Genomic DNA, 15782 nt, shown 5'->3' with positions numbered 1-15782 from the left:
CCGCTATCGAATCAGACAGACACCCCAGCGGCGTCTGCTAAATCCAGCTTCGACGATCAGTCACATCGGCTCAAGACGGCGTTGGCAGAACGCTTACGGCGCCGGTCGTGTGGATCGGCATGGCCGCGTCAATTCCATCCACTGACCTGCAAAGAATCGAGAATGCCAAAGCATAGTCAACGCGTGATCGCCGATTTTTCATCCGGGAAGGAAAGCCGCGGCGCGGTACTGTCCATGTCGTTTTGCGTGGCGATGCTGATTGCTGCCGAGTTCATGCCGGTGAGTCTGCTCACGCCGATTGCGGCCGACTTGAATGCCACGGACGGAATGGCCGGTCAGGCCATTTCGGTATCCGGCCTGTTTGCCGTGTTGGCCAGTCTGACGACGGCCAGCCTCACATCACGCTTCGACCGTCGGTTTGTGCTGTTGTGGCTGACGTCGGTGATGCTACTTTCACTGGTCATGATTGCCGTGGCACCCAACTTCGCTGTATTGATGGTGGCGCGTGCGCTGCTCGGACTTGTCATCGGCGGCTTCTGGTCTCTGGCCACGGCTACCGTGACGCGCCTAGTCAGTTCCGATGCGCTACCCAAGGCGTTGGGGACCATGTATATGGGCAACGCCGTTGCCACAGCGTTTGCCGCGCCCGTTGGCAGTTATCTCGGCGGAATCGTAGGGTGGCGCGGCGTCTTCTGGATACTGGTTCCAATCGTCGGCCTGAATCTGCTGTGGCAGTGGCGAAGCCTGCCATCGATGCTGCCGCAGAAAACGAGTTCCAACCGTGGGCCACTGGTATTGCTTGGGCGCGGGAATGTGCGCTTTGCCTTGCCTGCCGTCATGCTGACGTTCGCAGGAGCGTTTTCCACCTTCACCTATTTCCGTCCCTTCCTGGAAGGCGAAACCCACGTCAGCCTTCAGCAGTTGTCTCTGCTGCTCTTTGGCCTGGGGATGGCCGGTTTTGTGGGAACGCGCGGTGCGAGCGCGGCACTTGGCAAGCACCTGTACCCTCTGCTTCGTTGGCTGCCCCTGGTGTTGGCGATTGTGACCATCGTGTTGCTGGAGGTCGGTTCAATGTTCTGGCCGGTAGCGATTTCTCTATTCGCCTGGGGAGCTGTGAATTCGGCCATTCCGGTGAGTTGGTCAGCCTGGATTGCGCATGGCGTCAGCGACCAGCCAGAGGCGGGAGGCGGGCTAATCGTGGCGGCGATCCAGCTCGCAATCCTGCTGGGAGGCGTACTGGGCGGAGCGCTTCTGGATTACGCTTCGATCGATGCAACGTTTTTGGGCGGCGCAGCGCTGCTCGTGTCCGCCTCGCTGCTTGTCGGCGACGGCTCACGCATCATGCCCAAGGAAATACAGGCGTAGGCCGGAAAACAGGCATGGAGCGTGTTTTTTTTTCTTCAGGTTGGAATCATGTTCAAGAACTGGCTCATTCTATTTATCGCCATCGTCAGCGAAGTTGTTGCCACCTCCTCGATGAAATCGAGCGAAGGATTTTCGCGCCTCTGGCCGTCAATCATTGTGGTGCTCGGCTATGGCATCGCTTTCTACTGCCTCGCGCTCACCCTGCGGGTAATCCCGATGGGCGTGGTCTACGCGATCTGGTCCGGTATCGGGATCGTGCTGATCACGCTGGTGGGATGGCTGGTTTTCAACCAGAAGCTTGACCTGCCTGCGGTGTTGGGGATTGGATTGATTGCTGCTGGTGTTGTCGTGATGAATGTCTTTTCGAAAAGCGTGGGGCATTAGACCCTCGCCAGTCTCAGGCCTACAGGTCTGGCAGTCGATCGAATCTGGCAAAAGCCGCTGCCAATTTTTGCAGTGCCAGCCGGCTTTCCTGCCGCAATTCCGATCCGCTCATTTCTTCCAGCGCTGATGAAATCTGCCCTCGCGCGCTGGAAAGATGCCGGAAGCGCTCGATGATGCGGGCCAGCTTTTCACGTTCTGGCTGGGTAAGCGACGGGCTGTGCTGCAGGGCGCGCAAATCCATAAGCCCGTGCGCAAGATTTAAGGCCGCGAGTACCATCCCCGGCTTGTTGGACTCCAGATTCTCGATCCGGCTCAGATGAATCGACAAGCGGATCAGGCGTTGCGACATCAGGTTGCGCCACTCTTGGGCCGGTGCCGCCAACGAGGCCAGATCCGCGATGCGCTCGAGGTCGCGCACAATCAGTGCGCTGATCCGGCGCACACGCCGGCCGGAATCTGCAGGCAGAAAAATATGGACCAACGCGACAAAACCGCACCCCAGCACCAGCGCAAGCCCGCCTTGCAGAATGAGGCTGGCGGATGTCTCGGCAGGCAGAAAGGGCTGCCCGGCCAAGAGGAAGCACATGTTGTAATCCACGGCGGGCAGGCTGGTTATCCGGCTGGCGCGCAAGAGCGCACCAAAGATCATGAACGGGATGATCATCAGCAGGACATCGGCGGTACTCGTGGCATGCGGCAGAACGAAAAGACGGAAGATCGTCGCGGCGATGACACCCAGACTCACTCCCAGAAAAATCTTGGGCGCCAGAATATGCGGCCGATCCATCGATGCCAGGATAATCGCGAAGTTGCCAACGCCGAGTGCCGCAAGCGGTGCGAAATGCCAGTTCGATGCCAGCGCCACGCTGCTCGCAATCCAGATCGCCACGCCCGCCGTTGCACCGGTGGAAATAGCCAGTCCGTAATCCTTTTCAGGCTGAGTCGGGGTGTAGAAACGAGGTTTGCCTAATCCAGACAAACCGGCAAAACCTGCCCGGGCGTCGAGCAGTTCGTGCAGCGCGTCGGCTAGCCTGGCATCGAATTCACTCATCAGCCGCGAATCCGGGCGTGACGGATCGGTTACGTGCGCGCGCAGACTGGTTTCGAGTTTTTGTAGCGCTTGCTGCACGTCATCCGGCAAGCCTGTTTCGTTGGTATCGAGTCGAGCCTGCGCCGCAGCCATGACTTCCAGCGCGGCACCGACCAGTGCGGAAAAATGATGGATATGATGCTGGCGGCTTTTCGAGCCGGCGACATGGATCGCGAGCGCTTGCTCAAGTCCGGCCATCTCGTCGAGCAAACGCTGCGCCTGCTGCTCGGCCGCGTGGACATCGCTCCCATTTAGAACTTGCGCCAGATAGGCGACGACATCGGCGGTCAGCGCATCCAGCCGCGTCAGAAACGCCGCCAGCGGAGCCCGTGGAACGAATAAGAACCCGCTCGCGGTAGCAACCACGACGCCAATCAACGTGCAGGTTACGCGAGCCTGCGCCAAGGCATAGGTCTGTTCGTGGGCATGCAGGGTCGGCAAAACGACCACCACGGCCGTAATCCCGGCCAGCATCGCGCCATAGGTATGGGCGCGCCGGAACACATGCGTTAGCGTGGCGCAGAGGCTTACCCAGACCGCCAGCACGGCAGCGGCCCAATACGGCGCTGGAATCCAGTGCAACATGGTAAAACCCGTTAGCGCACCAATGAGGGTGCCAATCAAGCGGTTGACGCCCCGTTCCAGCAGGATGCCCCGCGTCGGCTGCATTACGATCCACGCCGCCATGCCGGCCCAATAGGCATTCTCGACGTGCAACAGCGAGGCAACCGCGAAGGCGACCCACGCGGTCAGAAAGGTTCGGAAGGCCGCAACCAGACCGGCGTGGTCGAACTGCATTCTTGCCGCCAACTGCAAGATTCTGGACTGGATGGACAATTGAGGACGGGTAGGCAAACGAACTCCTGCTAGGGCCGGGTACGATCAAGGCCGGGATTTTACCGGGCAGGCTCTGGATTCGTCTTGTCGTCAGGCAATTGGGGCATCAGGCTTCGTATTGCTTGAGCGTTGGGAGCGGAACGTGCAGTTCCTCAAGTTTGGCAAAGGTTTCCAGCAGATATTCGACGGCGACGCGAACGCGCGGTGCGATCAGGGCGCGATGCGGGTACTGCAGGGTCATCTCGAAGCTGCCGGGATGGTGCGAGTCTGACAGCAGCACCTTAAGTTGGCCGGCCTGCAGATGGCGCCATGCGTGATGAACTCCAATTTCCGCAATGCCGGCCCCCGCAACGGCGGCTTGTGTCAGTGTTTCTGGTGACGAGAGTGTCATGACCGCACTTTCGGTATTAAGCGTCGTGATGCTCCCGTCTTTCGCCCGGAAATTCCACGGGGAAACACGTCCGCCAAGAAAACGCCGCGACAGTAGTCGGTGCCGACCGAGTTCATCTGGCGTTCGTGGCACGCCGTACCGACCAAGATATTTAGGCGAGGCCACCAAAACCAAATTGAACTGGCAGACTGGCCTCGACACGAGGGACGAGTCAGCGATGCGCCCCCCGCGCAGCGCCATGTCGTAACCGTCTTGCACGAGATCGACAACGCGATCGTCGAAATCGACTTCCACCGCGAGTTCCGGATATTTCTCCAGCAAGCCAGGCAACGCCGGGGCGAGTTGCTCACGGCCGAAACCCACGCTCGTCGAAATTCGAACCTTACCCGACGGTGTGGCGCGATGGGCAATGACCGCGTCAGTAGCGGCATCCAGCGCTTCCAGCGCAATGCGGGCCTGACGCAGGAAGGCGTTGCCTTCTTCGGTCAGATTCAGGGTACGGGTTGTGCGATTCATCAACCGAACACCAAGGGCTTTTTCCAACCCCGCGATGTTCTTGCTGACGGCGGCAGACGAAATGCCTAGCGCTCGTGCGGCACCGGCAAAGCTACCGGCATCCGCGGAGTGAACAAAGGAAAGGATGGCGCGAACGCGTTGTGAGGAATCCATAAGAAAGACCTGTGTCGCTGCTCAAGTAGCGCTTATTGATAACTTTAAGTTGAAGAATAATAAACCGAACATGGCGTTCATGTAACGAATGCCGTACAGCACAATGCCGTTACGTCAACTTTCAATGGGTTTCAGACATGCTCAATTTTGAATTCCAGAATCCAACCCGAATTGTTTTCGGCAAGGACACCATCTCGTCGCTGGACAAACTTATCCCTGCTGACGCACGCGTCCTGATCCTCTACGGCGGTCAGAGCGCCGAGCGCAATGGCACCCTGAGTGAAGTGCGCTCGGCACTGAGCGGGCGCACACGCTTCGAATTCGGCGGCATTGAGCCGAACCCAGCCTTCGAGACGCTGGCGAAGGCGGTCGCGCTGGTGCGTGCCGAGCGTGTCGATTTCCTGCTTGCCGTCGGTGGCGGTTCGGTGATCGACGGCACCAAGTTCGTCGCCGCCGCCAGCCATTTCGAGGGCGATCCCTGGAAGATACTGGAGAGCTTCGGCGGCGCCGTGCAGAGCGCCTTGCCACTGGGGGTGGTGCTGATCCTGTCCGCCACCGGCTCCGAGATGAATTCGGGCGCCGTGGTAACACGCAAGGAGACGCACACCAAGGCCTTTTTCTCTTCGCCGCAGGTCTTCCCGCAGTTCTCCATCCTCGATCCGACGAAGACCTACACGCTGCCAGCGCGCCAGCTGGCCAACGGCGTCGTGGATGCCTTCGTGCACGTGGTCGAGCAATACCTGACCTATCCGGTCGACGCCCGCGTACAGGACCGCTTCGCGGAAGGGCTGCTGCAGACTCTGATCGAGATTGGGCCGAAGGTCGTGCATGAGCCGGCTGATTACGATTCGCGTGCCAACCTGATGTGGACGGCCGCCATGGCGCTCAATGGCCTCATCGCCGCCGGCGTGCCGCAGGACTGGGCGACCCACCTGATTGGCCATGAACTCACCGCCTTGCACGGTATCGACCATGCACAGACCCTGGCCATCGTACTGCCACCGATGCTGCGCCTGCGTCGCGAGAGCAAGCGCGCCAAGCTACTGCAGTACGCCGAACGCATCTGGCAACTTACCACCGGCAATGAAGATGAGCGCATCGATCTGGCCATCCAGAAAACCCAGGACTTTTTCGAAGAGCTCGGCGTCAAGACGCATCTCTCGGCCTATGGCGTCGAGGCCGGTGCGGTCGATGCTCTGGTCCATGCGCTGGAAACGCACGGCATGGTAGGACTCGGCGAACACGGCGACGTGACGCCGGTGCTGAGCCGCAAGGTATACGAAGCCGCGCTCTGAAACAGACACCTGCGCCCGGATGGCAAGCGCCACCGGGCGTCTCACCCCGCACTAAAGGAATCATCATGAGCAAACCGGCCTACTTTGTGATCGATGTAAAAATCACCGACCCCGAGGGGATGAAACCCTATCAGGCGAAAGTCGAAGAAACCTTCAAGGCCTTCGGCGGCGAGCGGATTGTCGCTGGCGGCACACCGGAGACGCTCGATGGCGACGCCCCGCAGGGTCGAATCGTCATCGTACGCTTCCCCAGTCTGCCGCACGCCCATGCCTGGCACGATTCGCCGGCCTATCAGGCGATCATCGGTCATCGTCTGGCAGCAGCCGAAAGCCATGCGTATCTCGTCGAAGGCGTCGCCTGATTAACTCGACAAGCCACCAATCTATCTCGACTTACAAGGACAACAACATGAAAACCCTCGTCATCGTTTCTCACCCTTATCCTGAGCAATCACTCACCATCAAGGCCCTGCAAGCCGTTGCCGAAGAGGGTGCCGATGTTGAAGTGCGTAATCTGGAGGCGCTGTACGGCAGCGACCTGAGCAGCTTCGACGTCGCGGCAGAGCAGCAAGCACACCAAGGGGTGGATCGCGTCGTGTATCTCTTTCCGGTCCACTGGTTCAACCTGACGCCGATGCTGAAGGCCTACCTGAATCAGGTATGGGCCTATGGCTGGGCATTCGGTCCGAACGGAACAGCCCTGAAAGGCAAGGAGATGCTGGTCGTGGTGACCGCCGGCGCCGCCGAGCACACCTATTCGGACGCTGGGTTGGTGCAGAGCGCGATCGATGAAGTGCTTACCCCCATGAAAGCCAGCGCACTGTACGTCGGCATGCGCTATGCAAAGCCACTCGCGTTCTTCGAAGCAATGGCGGCGAGCACTGAAAAACTGGCCGACTTCAGCACGGCCTTCATGAACAGTCTGGCCGCACCGCTCGGCTCGCGCGTACAGAGCTGACAGCCGCCAGCGTCAGACGAGATGACGTTCTGTCATTGTCCAACAGCTTCAATCGTGACGTTCAATCTTCCTCGGGTGTTTAGCGTTTCGACGCCGGCATCGAAACGGCCCAGCCGGATTAGCCCGGTGGAGTAACCGAAGTCCTTGTAGAACAGAGCCAGATTTCCCCACGGCGCGTAGTAGGTGATGTCGCCGACGTCCGGGTCGATGCCGGCCGGCGCGCCTTGGGTGGATAGCTTTCTCGGCGGGTAGGCGATCTTTTCGGTGGAGGCGTAGTCTTCCAGCGTCAAGGTCAATGGCAGCATCGAGAGGAAGTCGCGGGCCGTGGCGTTGTCGTCCAGCGTCGCGGTCGTCGCTTGGCCGTTGATCGTCAGGCGGATTTTCATGGTTTTGGCCTCGGTGCTTGATGGTGAAGGTTCTGTCGCCGAAGCGGGGCCGATCAGGACCAGCGCCAGCATCAACGGACCGGCCATTCTCCGCAGTAGCGCATAGGTCGAAACTGCTTGGTTACTTGTCGTGTGCGTCATGGGTTTTCCCCAGCCTCAGAGGATGCAATCTTCCTTACGTCTTGCCACCAGTCGGCAAAACGCTGCCCAGAGTCGCCAACCCTCAGTGGCTCGCCGATCCGGGGCGTCGCCAAGCGATAGGACTTGCTTTTGCTCGCCATGCCGATGCGCTCGAACGGTGCGTTCCACGCATGCCGGGCGATGTTGAACCGGCCCACGTGCGCGGGCAGCAAGACCTTGACCTGCAAATCTTCCGCCGCCTGCGCCGCTTCCTCGGGCGTCATGTGGATGTAGGGCCAGCGCGGGTCGTACTGTCCCATGTCGAGCGCGGCTAGATCGAAACCGCCAAAGCGCTGCGCCAGCTCTTTGAAATGCGGGCCGTAGCCGGTGTCGCCGCTGAACAGGATGCTCCGCGTGGTCGATTCGAGCACGAAGCCGGTCCACAGCGTCTTGTTCCGGGTCAGCCAGCGGCCGGAATAGTGGCGTGCCGGCACAAGATGGATGGTCAGGCCTGTCTCCAGTTCCAACTTCTCGTACCAGTCGGCTTCACGCACTTTCTCGCGTGTGTAGCCCCAGCGCGCGAGATGCGCGCCGACGCCCAGCGGAACAAGCGCTTGGCCGACTTTGCTTTCCAGCGCGCTGACCGTGGCGTGGTCGAGATGATCCCAGTGATCGTGGGTGATCAGCAGAACATCAATCGGCGGCATGTCATCGGCGGTATAGAGGCTGGTGCCGTCGAACGCCTGCGTCGAGAATGAAACCGGCGCAGCGAACGGACTCAATACTGGATCGATGAGGAAGCGCTTGCCAGCGAACACGATGAAGTAGGAGGAATGCCCGAGCCAGACGACCGTGTCCTGGCTGACATCCAGCGCTTTCAGATCAGTCCTGACTGCTGGGATCGGCGATGCCGGCCGTAGATTTTCGATCCGTCTGAACAGATCGCCGGCAAGAATGGAGAGCGTGCTGTTGCCGTCGAGAAGCATCGGCGTGTAGACGAGGTTTCGGAATTCGCCGTCGACATAGTGTGATGAGTGCTGGACCTTCTCCAGTCGCTCCCCTTCGGGGTAGGCACCGAACTTGGGATGTTGCAGATAGGCGCAGGCACCCAGCGAAACAAGTGTGGCAACGGCCGCAATGCCGATCATCATTCCGCGCATCCGCCGCATCACTTGGGCCGCTTCTCGAAGACGTCCTTGGCTACCGGCAAGGCCGAGAAAGCATTCGGCCAGCCGATATAGAAAGCCAGGTGGGCGATGACTTCGCCGGCCTGAGTCTGCGTCAGACCGTTATCCATCGCCCGGTTGAGGTGATAGGGCATCTGCGCGACCTGGCCATTGGCGATCAGGGCGCTGACGGTGACGAGGCTGCGATCGCGCGGCGCCAGATCGGGACGCAGCCACAGCTCACGGAAGAGCACCTCGGTGGTGTAGATTTCCAGCCCGGGCGAGGTGCCGCCGAACTGCTGGCGGACGATTTCTACGCGCTTGGCTTCCGTTGTTTCATCCAGCGGTAGGAGTTTCGGGGTGGCCGAAGGCAGGGCATTGGCGCTGATCTTGCGCCGGCCGAAGACCTTGCGCGTGATTGTGGCCGCGGCAAGTGCATTGCCCCGGCCGGCATAGAAGGCCAGATGCGTGATGATTTCCGAGATTTCGCCGGGTTTGACGCCGTTGTCGAGCGCCAGCGCAACGTGCTGCTCCAGTTCGGCGGTCTGATTGCGCGCGACCAATGCGGCGAGCGTTCGGTTCGCTTCCAGACGTCGCCCATCAGGCGTTCCTGGCCGTGTTTTTCCAGCGCAGGCGAGACTTGGCGCAGATCATCGGGCGTGGATTGCGCCCACGACCCGGCACTGCTCAGCAGCGAAAGCGTTGCGGGCAAGACGAAGCGTAGTTTCATACTTCCGGTCCTTTGAAAGAGCTGGAGTTTTTACTTGCCGTATTGTTCGTTGCTGACCTTTTCCATCCATTCGGCATTATCGCCGTCCAGGACTTCCTGGATGGCGATATGCGATAGCGCCGTGGTTTGGGTTGCGCCGTGCCAGTGCTTCACGTTGGGTGGAAACCACACTACGTCGCCGGGCTGAACTTCGCGCTTCTCGCGCCCCCATTCCTGCACCCAGCCCTTGCCGGCAGTGACCACCAGCGTCTGTCCCATCGGGTCGGTGTGCCAGGCGGTACGCGCACCGGGTTCGAAAGTCACGAGTCCAGCCGAGGTCCGCGAGGGGGTCTGAGGTTGAAACAGCATGTCGACGCGGACCGAACCAGTAAACCACTGCTCGGGGCCTTTGATCGACGCTTGTGATCCGTTGCGGGTGATGACGATGGTGTCTGGTCCGGTGGGATTGGCAACGGCGGAAGATGGACTCAGGATGGCGAGCGCTGTCGCCGTGGCAAGCAGTTTTTTCATGGGGAATGCTCCTGTTGGGACGGGAGCATTTTTTCCGAGCCTCCTTTTCAATGGATAGCCTGATCCTCGGAATTCTTTGCCTGATTCTCCGAACAGAGGTGAATCAGGGTTACACCCCGCCGGCGAACGGAATTTCGAGCGACAGGCGGATTTGCTCGGTGTTGAGTTCGGCCTGCGCCGCGTTGGCGCGGTGGTAGCCGTAACGCAGCAGGATCGCAGTGCCTTTGGCGGCGCCGGAGGCGATGGTGTATTTCGCCCACAGGTCGCGCTCCCAGTGTTTGCCGCCCTTGCCGTAGCCAAGCCAGGAATAACCGCTGCTGGCATCCATCTGCGTGCCGTCGGTGCCGCTGCCGCGGATGTAGGCCGCGCCGAGCGTCAGGCCGGGTACGTTGAAGGCGGCGCCGTCGACTTCATAGCGCAGTTGCCACGATTGCTCGTGCGGGGCGTTGAAGTCGGAGAGTTGCGCCGCGTTGCCCAGCCAGATTGCGCCACGCGTGACGTAGTCGAACGGCGTGTCGCCGTGCACTTTCTGCCAGCCGAGGCCGATTTTGTGTGGGCCGGTCGCGTAGGTGGTCATCACGCTGGCCGTCGTGTTGTCGATCTCGCCGGCCAGCGCGCTGCCGGTGTCGCGGCTGTGGTAGATGTTCGTGTCGAAGCTCAGCGACGATTTTTCGGCCAGCGGGATGCTGTACGAGCCGCCGAGATAGAGCGTCGACCAGATGTCGGTCAGCCGTCCGGCGAAGGCGCTCACGGAGAGACGCGGTGCGCCGGTCCAGGTGGCGCCGACGAGGTCGAAGGCGTCGCCGCGCGCGGTGGCCGGGTTGAGGTAATTGACGGTCAGGTCGTTGTTGGTGCTGCGCGAGTTGCGGTCGGTCGAGCCGGTGAAGTGCCCGGCCTGCACGGTCAGCGTGTCGAATTCCTTGCTGTTGATGAACCAGCCGCGCATCGTTTCCGGCAGCAGGCGGCTGTCCGATGAGCTGAATACCGGCGTTTTGACGCGCTGCTCGCCGTAACGGAGCACGGTTTGCGAGATGCGTGCCTTGGCGGCGACGCCGCCGCGCGCGAGGCTGTCCTGCGCATAACCCTCCTGATCGACGGGCAGCAGGCGGATTTTGCCGACGCGGTAATCGTCGCCCATGATGTTTTGCGCGTAGTAGGCGTGTGCATCAAGGCCAAAACCAATCGGCCCAGCCGTAAAGCCGGATTCGACGTTGGTCATTAGCCCAAGGCCCCATTCTTCGGCGTAGTCGCTGCGCTCGGCCTTGGGCAGCGTCTTGTTGCGGCCGCCGTTGCTGCGGTCGCCTTCGAGGTAGTTGCGCCGTTCGTAGACGGTGCGGGCGGTTACGGACCATTTCGTGTCCTGTACGAAGGGGGAGAGAAAAGAAAAGTCGGTTTCTTCGGCAACAGCCGCTGTTGAAGAAACGAGCAAGAGAGGAATCAGAAGTTTTTTCTTGATAGGCATGATTCGATTAAGCGTGTTGCGCCGGATCAGGTGTGCGACCCGGCGGGGGCAGTTACTCCGGTGCGTGCGCCAGCCGGAAGGAGAGGGTGGCGACGTGTTCGGTTGCGTCCGTGAGTCGCGCATCCGGTGGCGGCACCTCGATTTCAGCGGCAATGACGTTGAGTCCCTGATTGCGCACGGACACCACAACCAGCCCATTGGCGTCGCTGATCAGCGGCTCGGCGTCCGGGTCGTTCACAAAGTCGGTGATGATTTTCGCGCCGGCATACGGTTGCCCCTTGAATAGAACGCGCAGGGCTAGCTTTTCGCCACGCTGCGTGGGCAAGGTGCCGAGCGGCATCAGTTGCAGATCGTGCCCCGGCAGTGCCTGAAATACCGTTTTCAGCGGCGACCGCACATGCACGGCGTACTTGAAGTTCTGGCTGCTGTGCGCGGCGTTTGCCACGTCGTTCTTCGGCTTCTTGTGCCACTTGCCGTCAGCCGTCTTCGTCCAGATGCCGTTGTCGAGCACCGTCGCGACGACCGCCGGCGAGGCCGCGAGATCGACCACGGCGAGTTTGCCGACTGGCGTCAGCGCCGTCGGCACAGCGCTCCCGTTTGCATCGTAGGCGTCGACGCGCCGGATCAGCGGCAGACGCTTGACCGTGTCGAGATCGTCGCCGCCTTCGCCGTAAATCAGGGCGAGGTCAGCGGAGCGTTGCGCAAACCAGATGCCGTGCGCGTGGCTCGGCAGCGCGGTAATGCAGAGCCCGGCCAGCGCGCCGCAAAGAAGTGTCTTCATGTATTTCATGTGATTTCCCCTTACAGATATTTGAGCCAGGCGATGTCGCGGCGGCGTGCCTTGAAGTTGGCAAAGGCGCGCACGATCGGATACAGCGCGAACGGCAGCGCGATCCAGCAGGCCCAGACGGCTGGCATCGAATCAAACCCGAACAGCTCGCCCTGATTGCTGCCCCACAGCGCAGAGCAGGCGAGATAGAGGAACTTGAGCACATACAGGTGCAGGATGTAGAAGAACATCGGCACCGACCCGAACACGGCGACGGGCTTCAGCCAGCAGGCGCCCTGGATACGTTCGAAGGCGCGCAGCAACAGAAGCCCGATACCGAGATTGAACGCACAGAAGAGCAGTGAGGGCGGATACTTCGTCAGATTGAAGAAGCTCATCACGGTGAGCAGCGTCGATTCGTCGGCCACCCAAGGCTTGTCGCCGTAGATGTTGAGGGCGCGCAGCACGAAGAAACCGGCAATCAGTCCGAGGCCTGCGACGAGCAAATGGCGCTGGCGCATCGCGGCATCGCTGCCTTTGCGGAACCACGGGCCAGCGGCGTAACCGAGTGCAATCAGCCCGATCCACGGCATGAGCGGATAAGAGGTGCGAGCCTTCATCGTCTCGGATATCACCAGCCAGGTACGCTCATGCAGGACGGCCCAGATCACATGCAGCGGATGCCCCTCCGCAAAATGAACGCCGTCGAGCAGGTTGTGCCCGGCAACAAGCGCCACGCCAACCGCGATCAACACCCGGCGCGGTAGCCAGACGAGCGCCGCCAGCGCCAGCATGCTCAGGCCGATGATCCAGATCACCTGCAGGAATAACTTGGCCGGCGGGAATTGGAACGTCCACGCAAAGTTGATTACCGTGACTTCCAGCAGCACCAGAAAAAGGCCGCGCCGCCACAGGAAAGAACTCGCCGCCTGCCGCGACTCCTCGCCGCTTTTTGTGGCATAGAGGTAGGCCGACAGCCCGGTCAGGAAAACGAAGATTGGCGCACAAAGATGGGCAAGGATACGGCTGAAAAAGAGGTCCGGTGGCGTGTTTGCCACCACCATCGGATCAGGCACCTGATGGTGGAGGAAGAAGGTTTCCCGTACATGGTCAAGCAGCATGAACAGAATGACCATGCCGCGCAGGATGTCGATCGACAACAGTCGGCCTTGGCTCGGGTTGGCTGGAATATTTCTATCAGACGTCATTGTGTATGTGCCTCTCGTTTATAAAAATCAGTTTGTTATACAGGTCTTCGCCGAAAAATGTTTTCGAGTGTATTGCGAATCATTAACATCTGCAATGGCGTTGCATATGCTTTTTGCGCGCAATTGTCCCGTGTGGGGGCGTCGCCTCCACCGCCGCGGCCGTCTATGTCCAGTAGATCCTTGGCGGTTTCGGCGACATTGATCAGTCAGTTCCCGTTTGGGGGAACGCGAGATGGCAGGTCAGGGGAGGGGCGGACGTTGTCGTGCGAGTGCGCGATAGACGTGTGTGCCGGCGATCATCGCCGATGCGATGTCCCGATGAAAGGCATGTTCGATGGCCGAAAGGCCCTTGGTGATGTGCATATCAACTCCCGATCAAGCAATCTCGTGTGAGATTCACCGGGCTGAAATGCAATTGCGTGAGCAATTGATGCGGGTAGTCGGATGAAGGCGGGCAATGGATCGATGCGCCTCTTTACGCGGTCACCTCGTTGGCGAGGAACGGTCTTCCGACGGCCGGCTTCACCCCACCCCGGGGAACACCAAACCACAATTCTGGGCCGGTCTTCTGACTCGCCTTCATCCTTCTCCGGCGCCTTCCCGTATGAACTTCATCACACAGTGGCGTACAACCGGAGTCGTCAGGCTTACAGCAGCGGGGGCTGTGCCGGAATGTCTGTGCGCGCAATGCGCTCAAAGTCACCGGCTTCCCGTTTCACCTGCCCCAAGAAAATGGAGCAAGGCACCCAAAACAGGCGGCGATGCTACGCGCTTAGCCAGCGAATGGCAATGGGTGGGGGCCTTGCGCGGGAGGGGGGCGTGACTCAGCGCAAGGCGTAGGCGGCGGATTCGATGTCGTCGTAGGTGTCGCGCAAGAGTTGCAGCAGGGCGATGGTGGCTTGCACGACCTGCTCGGCCGTTTCGGGGAACGGCATGCGCTGGCCTTCCGGCAGCATGGTCGGGGTCGACTTCAGCGGTTGGACGAAGGCCGGGGCGAGGTGGGCGGCGTAGGCGACGATGTGCTCGATCAGCACGTCGGGCAGTTGTTTCGCGGCAACCAGACGCTGGATTTGTGCTTCGGCGAACGGGTTCTCCGGCTTGACGCAGAGCAGGCCGTTGGCTTTGGCCAGCACGTTGAAAACGCCGTTGAGCGCTTCGGTCAGCGGAGCGGCGTCGTTGGCTGGCGTTTGGGCGTTCTGGCGGAACAGCGCCTGCGCCTTGGTGGCGGCGGCGAGCAGCTGTTCGCACCAGGACTGGAGCGCCTTCATGTCGACGCCGATGCCTTCGAGCGTGACGGGGAAGGCCGGCGAAGAGGCGGCGAGGAAGAGTGAGCGGTCGGTGAAAAACATGGAACGATCCTTTGGCGCTAATGGCGGGGTTGAGGGCTGGTTGTCGGGGGCGAAGCATACCGAGAATGTGCTGTGCCGTGAAAGCGGCGCCACGCGCGATGGTCTTTCAATCCGGCGGCCGGAGACCGCTTTTACGGTAAAATCGCCTTCTTTTTCAAGGGAAAGGCGGCGGGCCTTTCCGATTCTTTTCTGGACATCACGATGACGGCACAAATTCTCGATGGCAACGCGCTGGGGCAAAAACTGCGCGCCGGTTTCAAGCAAAAGGCGGAAGAACTCGCGGCGCAGGGCGTGCGGCCCGGTCTGGCGGTGATCCTGGTCGGCGAAGATCCGGCTTCGCAGGTCTACGTGCGCAACAAGGTCAATGCCTGTGCGCAGGCCGGTTTCCACTCCGAGAAGCACTCCTACGCGGCCGACGTGGCACCGAAAGTCGTCTTCGACAAGATTGCCGAGCTCAACCGCGACCCGAACATCCACGGCATCCTCGTCCAGTTGCCGCTGCCCAGGCATTTCGACGCCGATGCGGTGCTTGACGCGATTGCGCCCGAGAAGGATGTGGACGGTTTCCGCGCCGAGAACGTCGGTTCGCTGATGCAGGGCCAGCCGTGTTTCATCCCGTGCACGCCGTATGGGGCGATGAAGTTCTTTGAAGAAGCCGGCATCGACCTGAAAGGCAAGGAAGCCGTTGTCGTCGGCCGCTCGAACATCGTCGGCAAGCCGATGGCCATGCTGCTCATGCACGCTGGGGCGACCGTCACCGTTTGCCATTCGCAGACCCGGGATCTGAAAGCCCATTGCCAGCGCGCCGACATTCTCGTTGCAGCCATCGGCAAGCCGAAATTCATCACCGGCGACATGATTAAACCGGGCGCCGTGGTCATCGACGTCGGCATCAACCGTCTGCCGGACGGCAAGCTGTGCGGCGATGTCGATTTCGAGTCGGCCAAGGAAGTCGCCTCGTTCATCACGCCGGTGCCCGGTGGCGTCGGTCCGATGACGATTACCATGCTGCTCGCCAACACGCTCGAAAGCGCCGAGCGGGCCGCGAACCGTTAAGCAACCGTCAGGAATTATTTTTCAAATCAAGGAGACA

The 15782-nt window shown here is 60.7% G+C and carries 17 protein-coding genes and 1 riboswitch; of the genes, 6 read left to right on the top strand and 11 right to left on the bottom strand.

The window, feature by feature from the left end:
• Positions 1 to 162: 162 nt before the first annotated feature.
• On the top strand, positions 163 to 1365 hold the full coding sequence (locus GH659_RS14185) for an MFS transporter (RefSeq protein ID WP_153112094.1): 1203 nt from the start codon (positions 163 to 165) through the stop codon (positions 1363 to 1365).
• 48 nt (positions 1366 to 1413) lie between these two features.
• The gene (locus GH659_RS14180) at positions 1414 to 1749 is read left to right on the top strand and encodes a DMT family transporter (protein ID WP_153112093.1); all 336 of its coding nucleotides are present in this window, start codon (positions 1414 to 1416) and stop codon (positions 1747 to 1749) included.
• 19 nt (positions 1750 to 1768) lie between these two features.
• Here the strand turns inward: GH659_RS14180 and GH659_RS14175 are convergent, their stop codons facing one another.
• Entirely contained in the window at positions 1769 to 3637 is a 1869-nt protein-coding gene (locus GH659_RS14175) for an FUSC family protein (RefSeq protein ID WP_153112092.1), read from the bottom strand.
• Between the two features lie 145 nt (positions 3638 to 3782).
• Complete coding sequence (locus tag GH659_RS14170) at positions 3783 to 4736, bottom strand: LysR family transcriptional regulator (protein ID WP_153112091.1); 954 nt, start codon at positions 4734 to 4736, stop codon at positions 3783 to 3785.
• A gap of 137 nt (positions 4737 to 4873) precedes the next feature.
• Here GH659_RS14170 and GH659_RS14165 point away from each other — a divergent pair, with 137 nt between their 5' ends.
• The 3 genes from GH659_RS14165 to GH659_RS14155 all read left to right on the top strand — a co-directional run bounded on the left by GH659_RS14165 (position 4874) and on the right by GH659_RS14155 (position 6989).
• Positions 4874 to 6031, top strand: a complete 1158-nt coding sequence (locus GH659_RS14165) for an iron-containing alcohol dehydrogenase (protein WP_153112090.1) — start codon at positions 4874 to 4876, stop codon at positions 6029 to 6031.
• Between the two features lie 65 nt (positions 6032 to 6096).
• A complete protein-coding gene (locus tag GH659_RS14160; RefSeq protein WP_153112089.1) occupies positions 6097 to 6393 on the top strand; it encodes a DUF1330 domain-containing protein in 297 nt (98 codons plus the stop codon).
• Positions 6394 to 6440: 47 nt separating this feature from the next.
• On the top strand, positions 6441 to 6989 hold the full coding sequence (locus tag GH659_RS14155) for an NAD(P)H-dependent oxidoreductase (protein WP_153112088.1): 549 nt from the start codon (positions 6441 to 6443) through the stop codon (positions 6987 to 6989).
• A gap of 32 nt (positions 6990 to 7021) precedes the next feature.
• Here GH659_RS14155 and GH659_RS14150 read toward each other — a convergent pair whose 3' ends face one another.
• The 9 genes from GH659_RS14150 to GH659_RS14115 form a co-directional block, all read right to left on the bottom strand.
• Complete coding sequence (locus GH659_RS14150) at positions 7022 to 7516, bottom strand: cyclophilin-like fold protein (RefSeq protein ID WP_246167883.1); 495 nt, start codon at positions 7514 to 7516, stop codon at positions 7022 to 7024.
• Positions 7513 to 8646, bottom strand: coding sequence for an MBL fold metallo-hydrolase (locus GH659_RS14145; RefSeq protein ID WP_153112087.1), 1134 nt, complete (start codon positions 8644 to 8646; stop codon positions 7513 to 7515). The genes GH659_RS14150 and GH659_RS14145 overlap by 4 nt, the downstream gene beginning before the upstream one ends.
• Positions 8647 to 8663: 17 nt before the next feature.
• Positions 8664 to 9224, bottom strand: a complete 561-nt coding sequence (locus GH659_RS14140) for a carboxymuconolactone decarboxylase family protein (protein ID WP_211364261.1) — start codon at positions 9222 to 9224, stop codon at positions 8664 to 8666.
• 197 nt (positions 9225 to 9421) lie between these two features.
• Entirely contained in the window at positions 9422 to 9901 is a 480-nt protein-coding gene (locus GH659_RS14135) for a (R)-mandelonitrile lyase (protein ID WP_153112086.1), read from the bottom strand.
• 109 nt (positions 9902 to 10010) lie between these two features.
• Complete coding sequence (locus GH659_RS14130; protein WP_153112085.1) at positions 10011 to 11363, bottom strand: OprD family outer membrane porin; 1353 nt, start codon at positions 11361 to 11363, stop codon at positions 10011 to 10013.
• A gap of 52 nt (positions 11364 to 11415) precedes the next feature.
• Complete coding sequence (locus tag GH659_RS14125) at positions 11416 to 12153, bottom strand: DUF4198 domain-containing protein (RefSeq protein ID WP_153112084.1); 738 nt, start codon at positions 12151 to 12153, stop codon at positions 11416 to 11418.
• Positions 12154 to 12164: 11 nt separating this feature from the next.
• Positions 12165 to 13340, bottom strand: coding sequence for an acetyltransferase domain-containing protein (locus GH659_RS14120; protein ID WP_153112083.1), 1176 nt, complete (start codon positions 13338 to 13340; stop codon positions 12165 to 12167).
• A gap of 240 nt (positions 13341 to 13580) precedes the next feature.
• Positions 13581 to 13703, bottom strand: a complete 123-nt coding sequence (locus tag GH659_RS15115) for a hypothetical protein (RefSeq protein WP_281349762.1) — start codon at positions 13701 to 13703, stop codon at positions 13581 to 13583.
• 178 nt (positions 13704 to 13881) lie between these two features.
• A riboswitch (cobalamin riboswitch) is annotated at positions 13882 to 14105 on the bottom strand.
• A gap of 59 nt (positions 14106 to 14164) precedes the next feature.
• Complete coding sequence (locus GH659_RS14115) at positions 14165 to 14689, bottom strand: hypothetical protein (protein ID WP_153112082.1); 525 nt, start codon at positions 14687 to 14689, stop codon at positions 14165 to 14167.
• A gap of 201 nt (positions 14690 to 14890) precedes the next feature.
• Between GH659_RS14115 and folD the strand changes: the two genes are divergently transcribed.
• Positions 14891 to 15745 carry a bifunctional methylenetetrahydrofolate dehydrogenase/methenyltetrahydrofolate cyclohydrolase FolD gene (gene folD, locus GH659_RS14110; RefSeq protein ID WP_153112081.1) on the top strand — a complete coding sequence of 285 codons (855 nt, stop codon included), beginning with the start codon at positions 14891 to 14893 and terminating at the stop codon, positions 15743 to 15745.
• The last annotated feature ends 37 nt before the right edge of the window (positions 15746 to 15782 follow it).

Origin of the sequence: Propionivibrio limicola (assembly GCF_009469695.1) — a bacterium.
GTDB lineage: Bacteria > Pseudomonadota > Gammaproteobacteria > Burkholderiales > Rhodocyclaceae > Propionivibrio > Propionivibrio limicola.
The sequence above is the reverse complement of the archived record's forward strand: the minus strand, read 5'-3'. Positions and strand labels throughout refer to the sequence as shown.

Bases quoted from the DNA above. Each gene is read 5' to 3' on its own strand.
- GH659_RS14155 (WP_153112088.1), top strand. From the start codon at position 6,441: ATGAAAACCCTCGTCATCGTTTCTCACCCTTATCCTGAGCAATCACTC.
- GH659_RS14150 (WP_246167883.1), bottom strand. From the start codon at position 7,516: ATGACGCACACGACAAGTAACCAAGCAGTTTCGACCTATGCGCTACTG.
- folD (WP_153112081.1), top strand. From the start codon at position 14,891: ATGACGGCACAAATTCTCGATGGCAACGCGCTGGGGCAAAAACTGCGC.
- GH659_RS14120 (WP_153112083.1), bottom strand. From the start codon at position 13,340: ATGACGTCTGATAGAAATATTCCAGCCAACCCGAGCCAAGGCCGACTG.
- GH659_RS14125 (WP_153112084.1), bottom strand. From the start codon at position 12,153: ATGAAATACATGAAGACACTTCTTTGCGGCGCGCTGGCCGGGCTCTGC.
- GH659_RS14165 (WP_153112090.1), top strand. From the start codon at position 4,874: ATGCTCAATTTTGAATTCCAGAATCCAACCCGAATTGTTTTCGGCAAG.
- GH659_RS14115 (WP_153112082.1), bottom strand. From the start codon at position 14,689: ATGTTTTTCACCGACCGCTCACTCTTCCTCGCCGCCTCTTCGCCGGCC.
- GH659_RS14160 (WP_153112089.1), top strand. From the start codon at position 6,097: ATGAGCAAACCGGCCTACTTTGTGATCGATGTAAAAATCACCGACCCC.
- GH659_RS14170 (WP_153112091.1), bottom strand. From the start codon at position 4,736: ATGGATTCCTCACAACGCGTTCGCGCCATCCTTTCCTTTGTTCACTCC.
- GH659_RS14145 (WP_153112087.1), bottom strand. From the start codon at position 8,646: ATGATGATCGGCATTGCGGCCGTTGCCACACTTGTTTCGCTGGGTGCC.
- GH659_RS14185 (WP_153112094.1), top strand. From the start codon at position 163: ATGCCAAAGCATAGTCAACGCGTGATCGCCGATTTTTCATCCGGGAAG.
- GH659_RS15115 (WP_281349762.1), bottom strand. From the start codon at position 13,703: ATGCACATCACCAAGGGCCTTTCGGCCATCGAACATGCCTTTCATCGG.
- GH659_RS14130 (WP_153112085.1), bottom strand. From the start codon at position 11,363: ATGCCTATCAAGAAAAAACTTCTGATTCCTCTCTTGCTCGTTTCTTCA.
- GH659_RS14175 (WP_153112092.1), bottom strand. From the start codon at position 3,637: ATGCAGTTCGACCACGCCGGTCTGGTTGCGGCCTTCCGAACCTTTCTG.
- GH659_RS14135 (WP_153112086.1), bottom strand. From the start codon at position 9,901: ATGAAAAAACTGCTTGCCACGGCGACAGCGCTCGCCATCCTGAGTCCA.
- GH659_RS14180 (WP_153112093.1), top strand. From the start codon at position 1,414: ATGTTCAAGAACTGGCTCATTCTATTTATCGCCATCGTCAGCGAAGTT.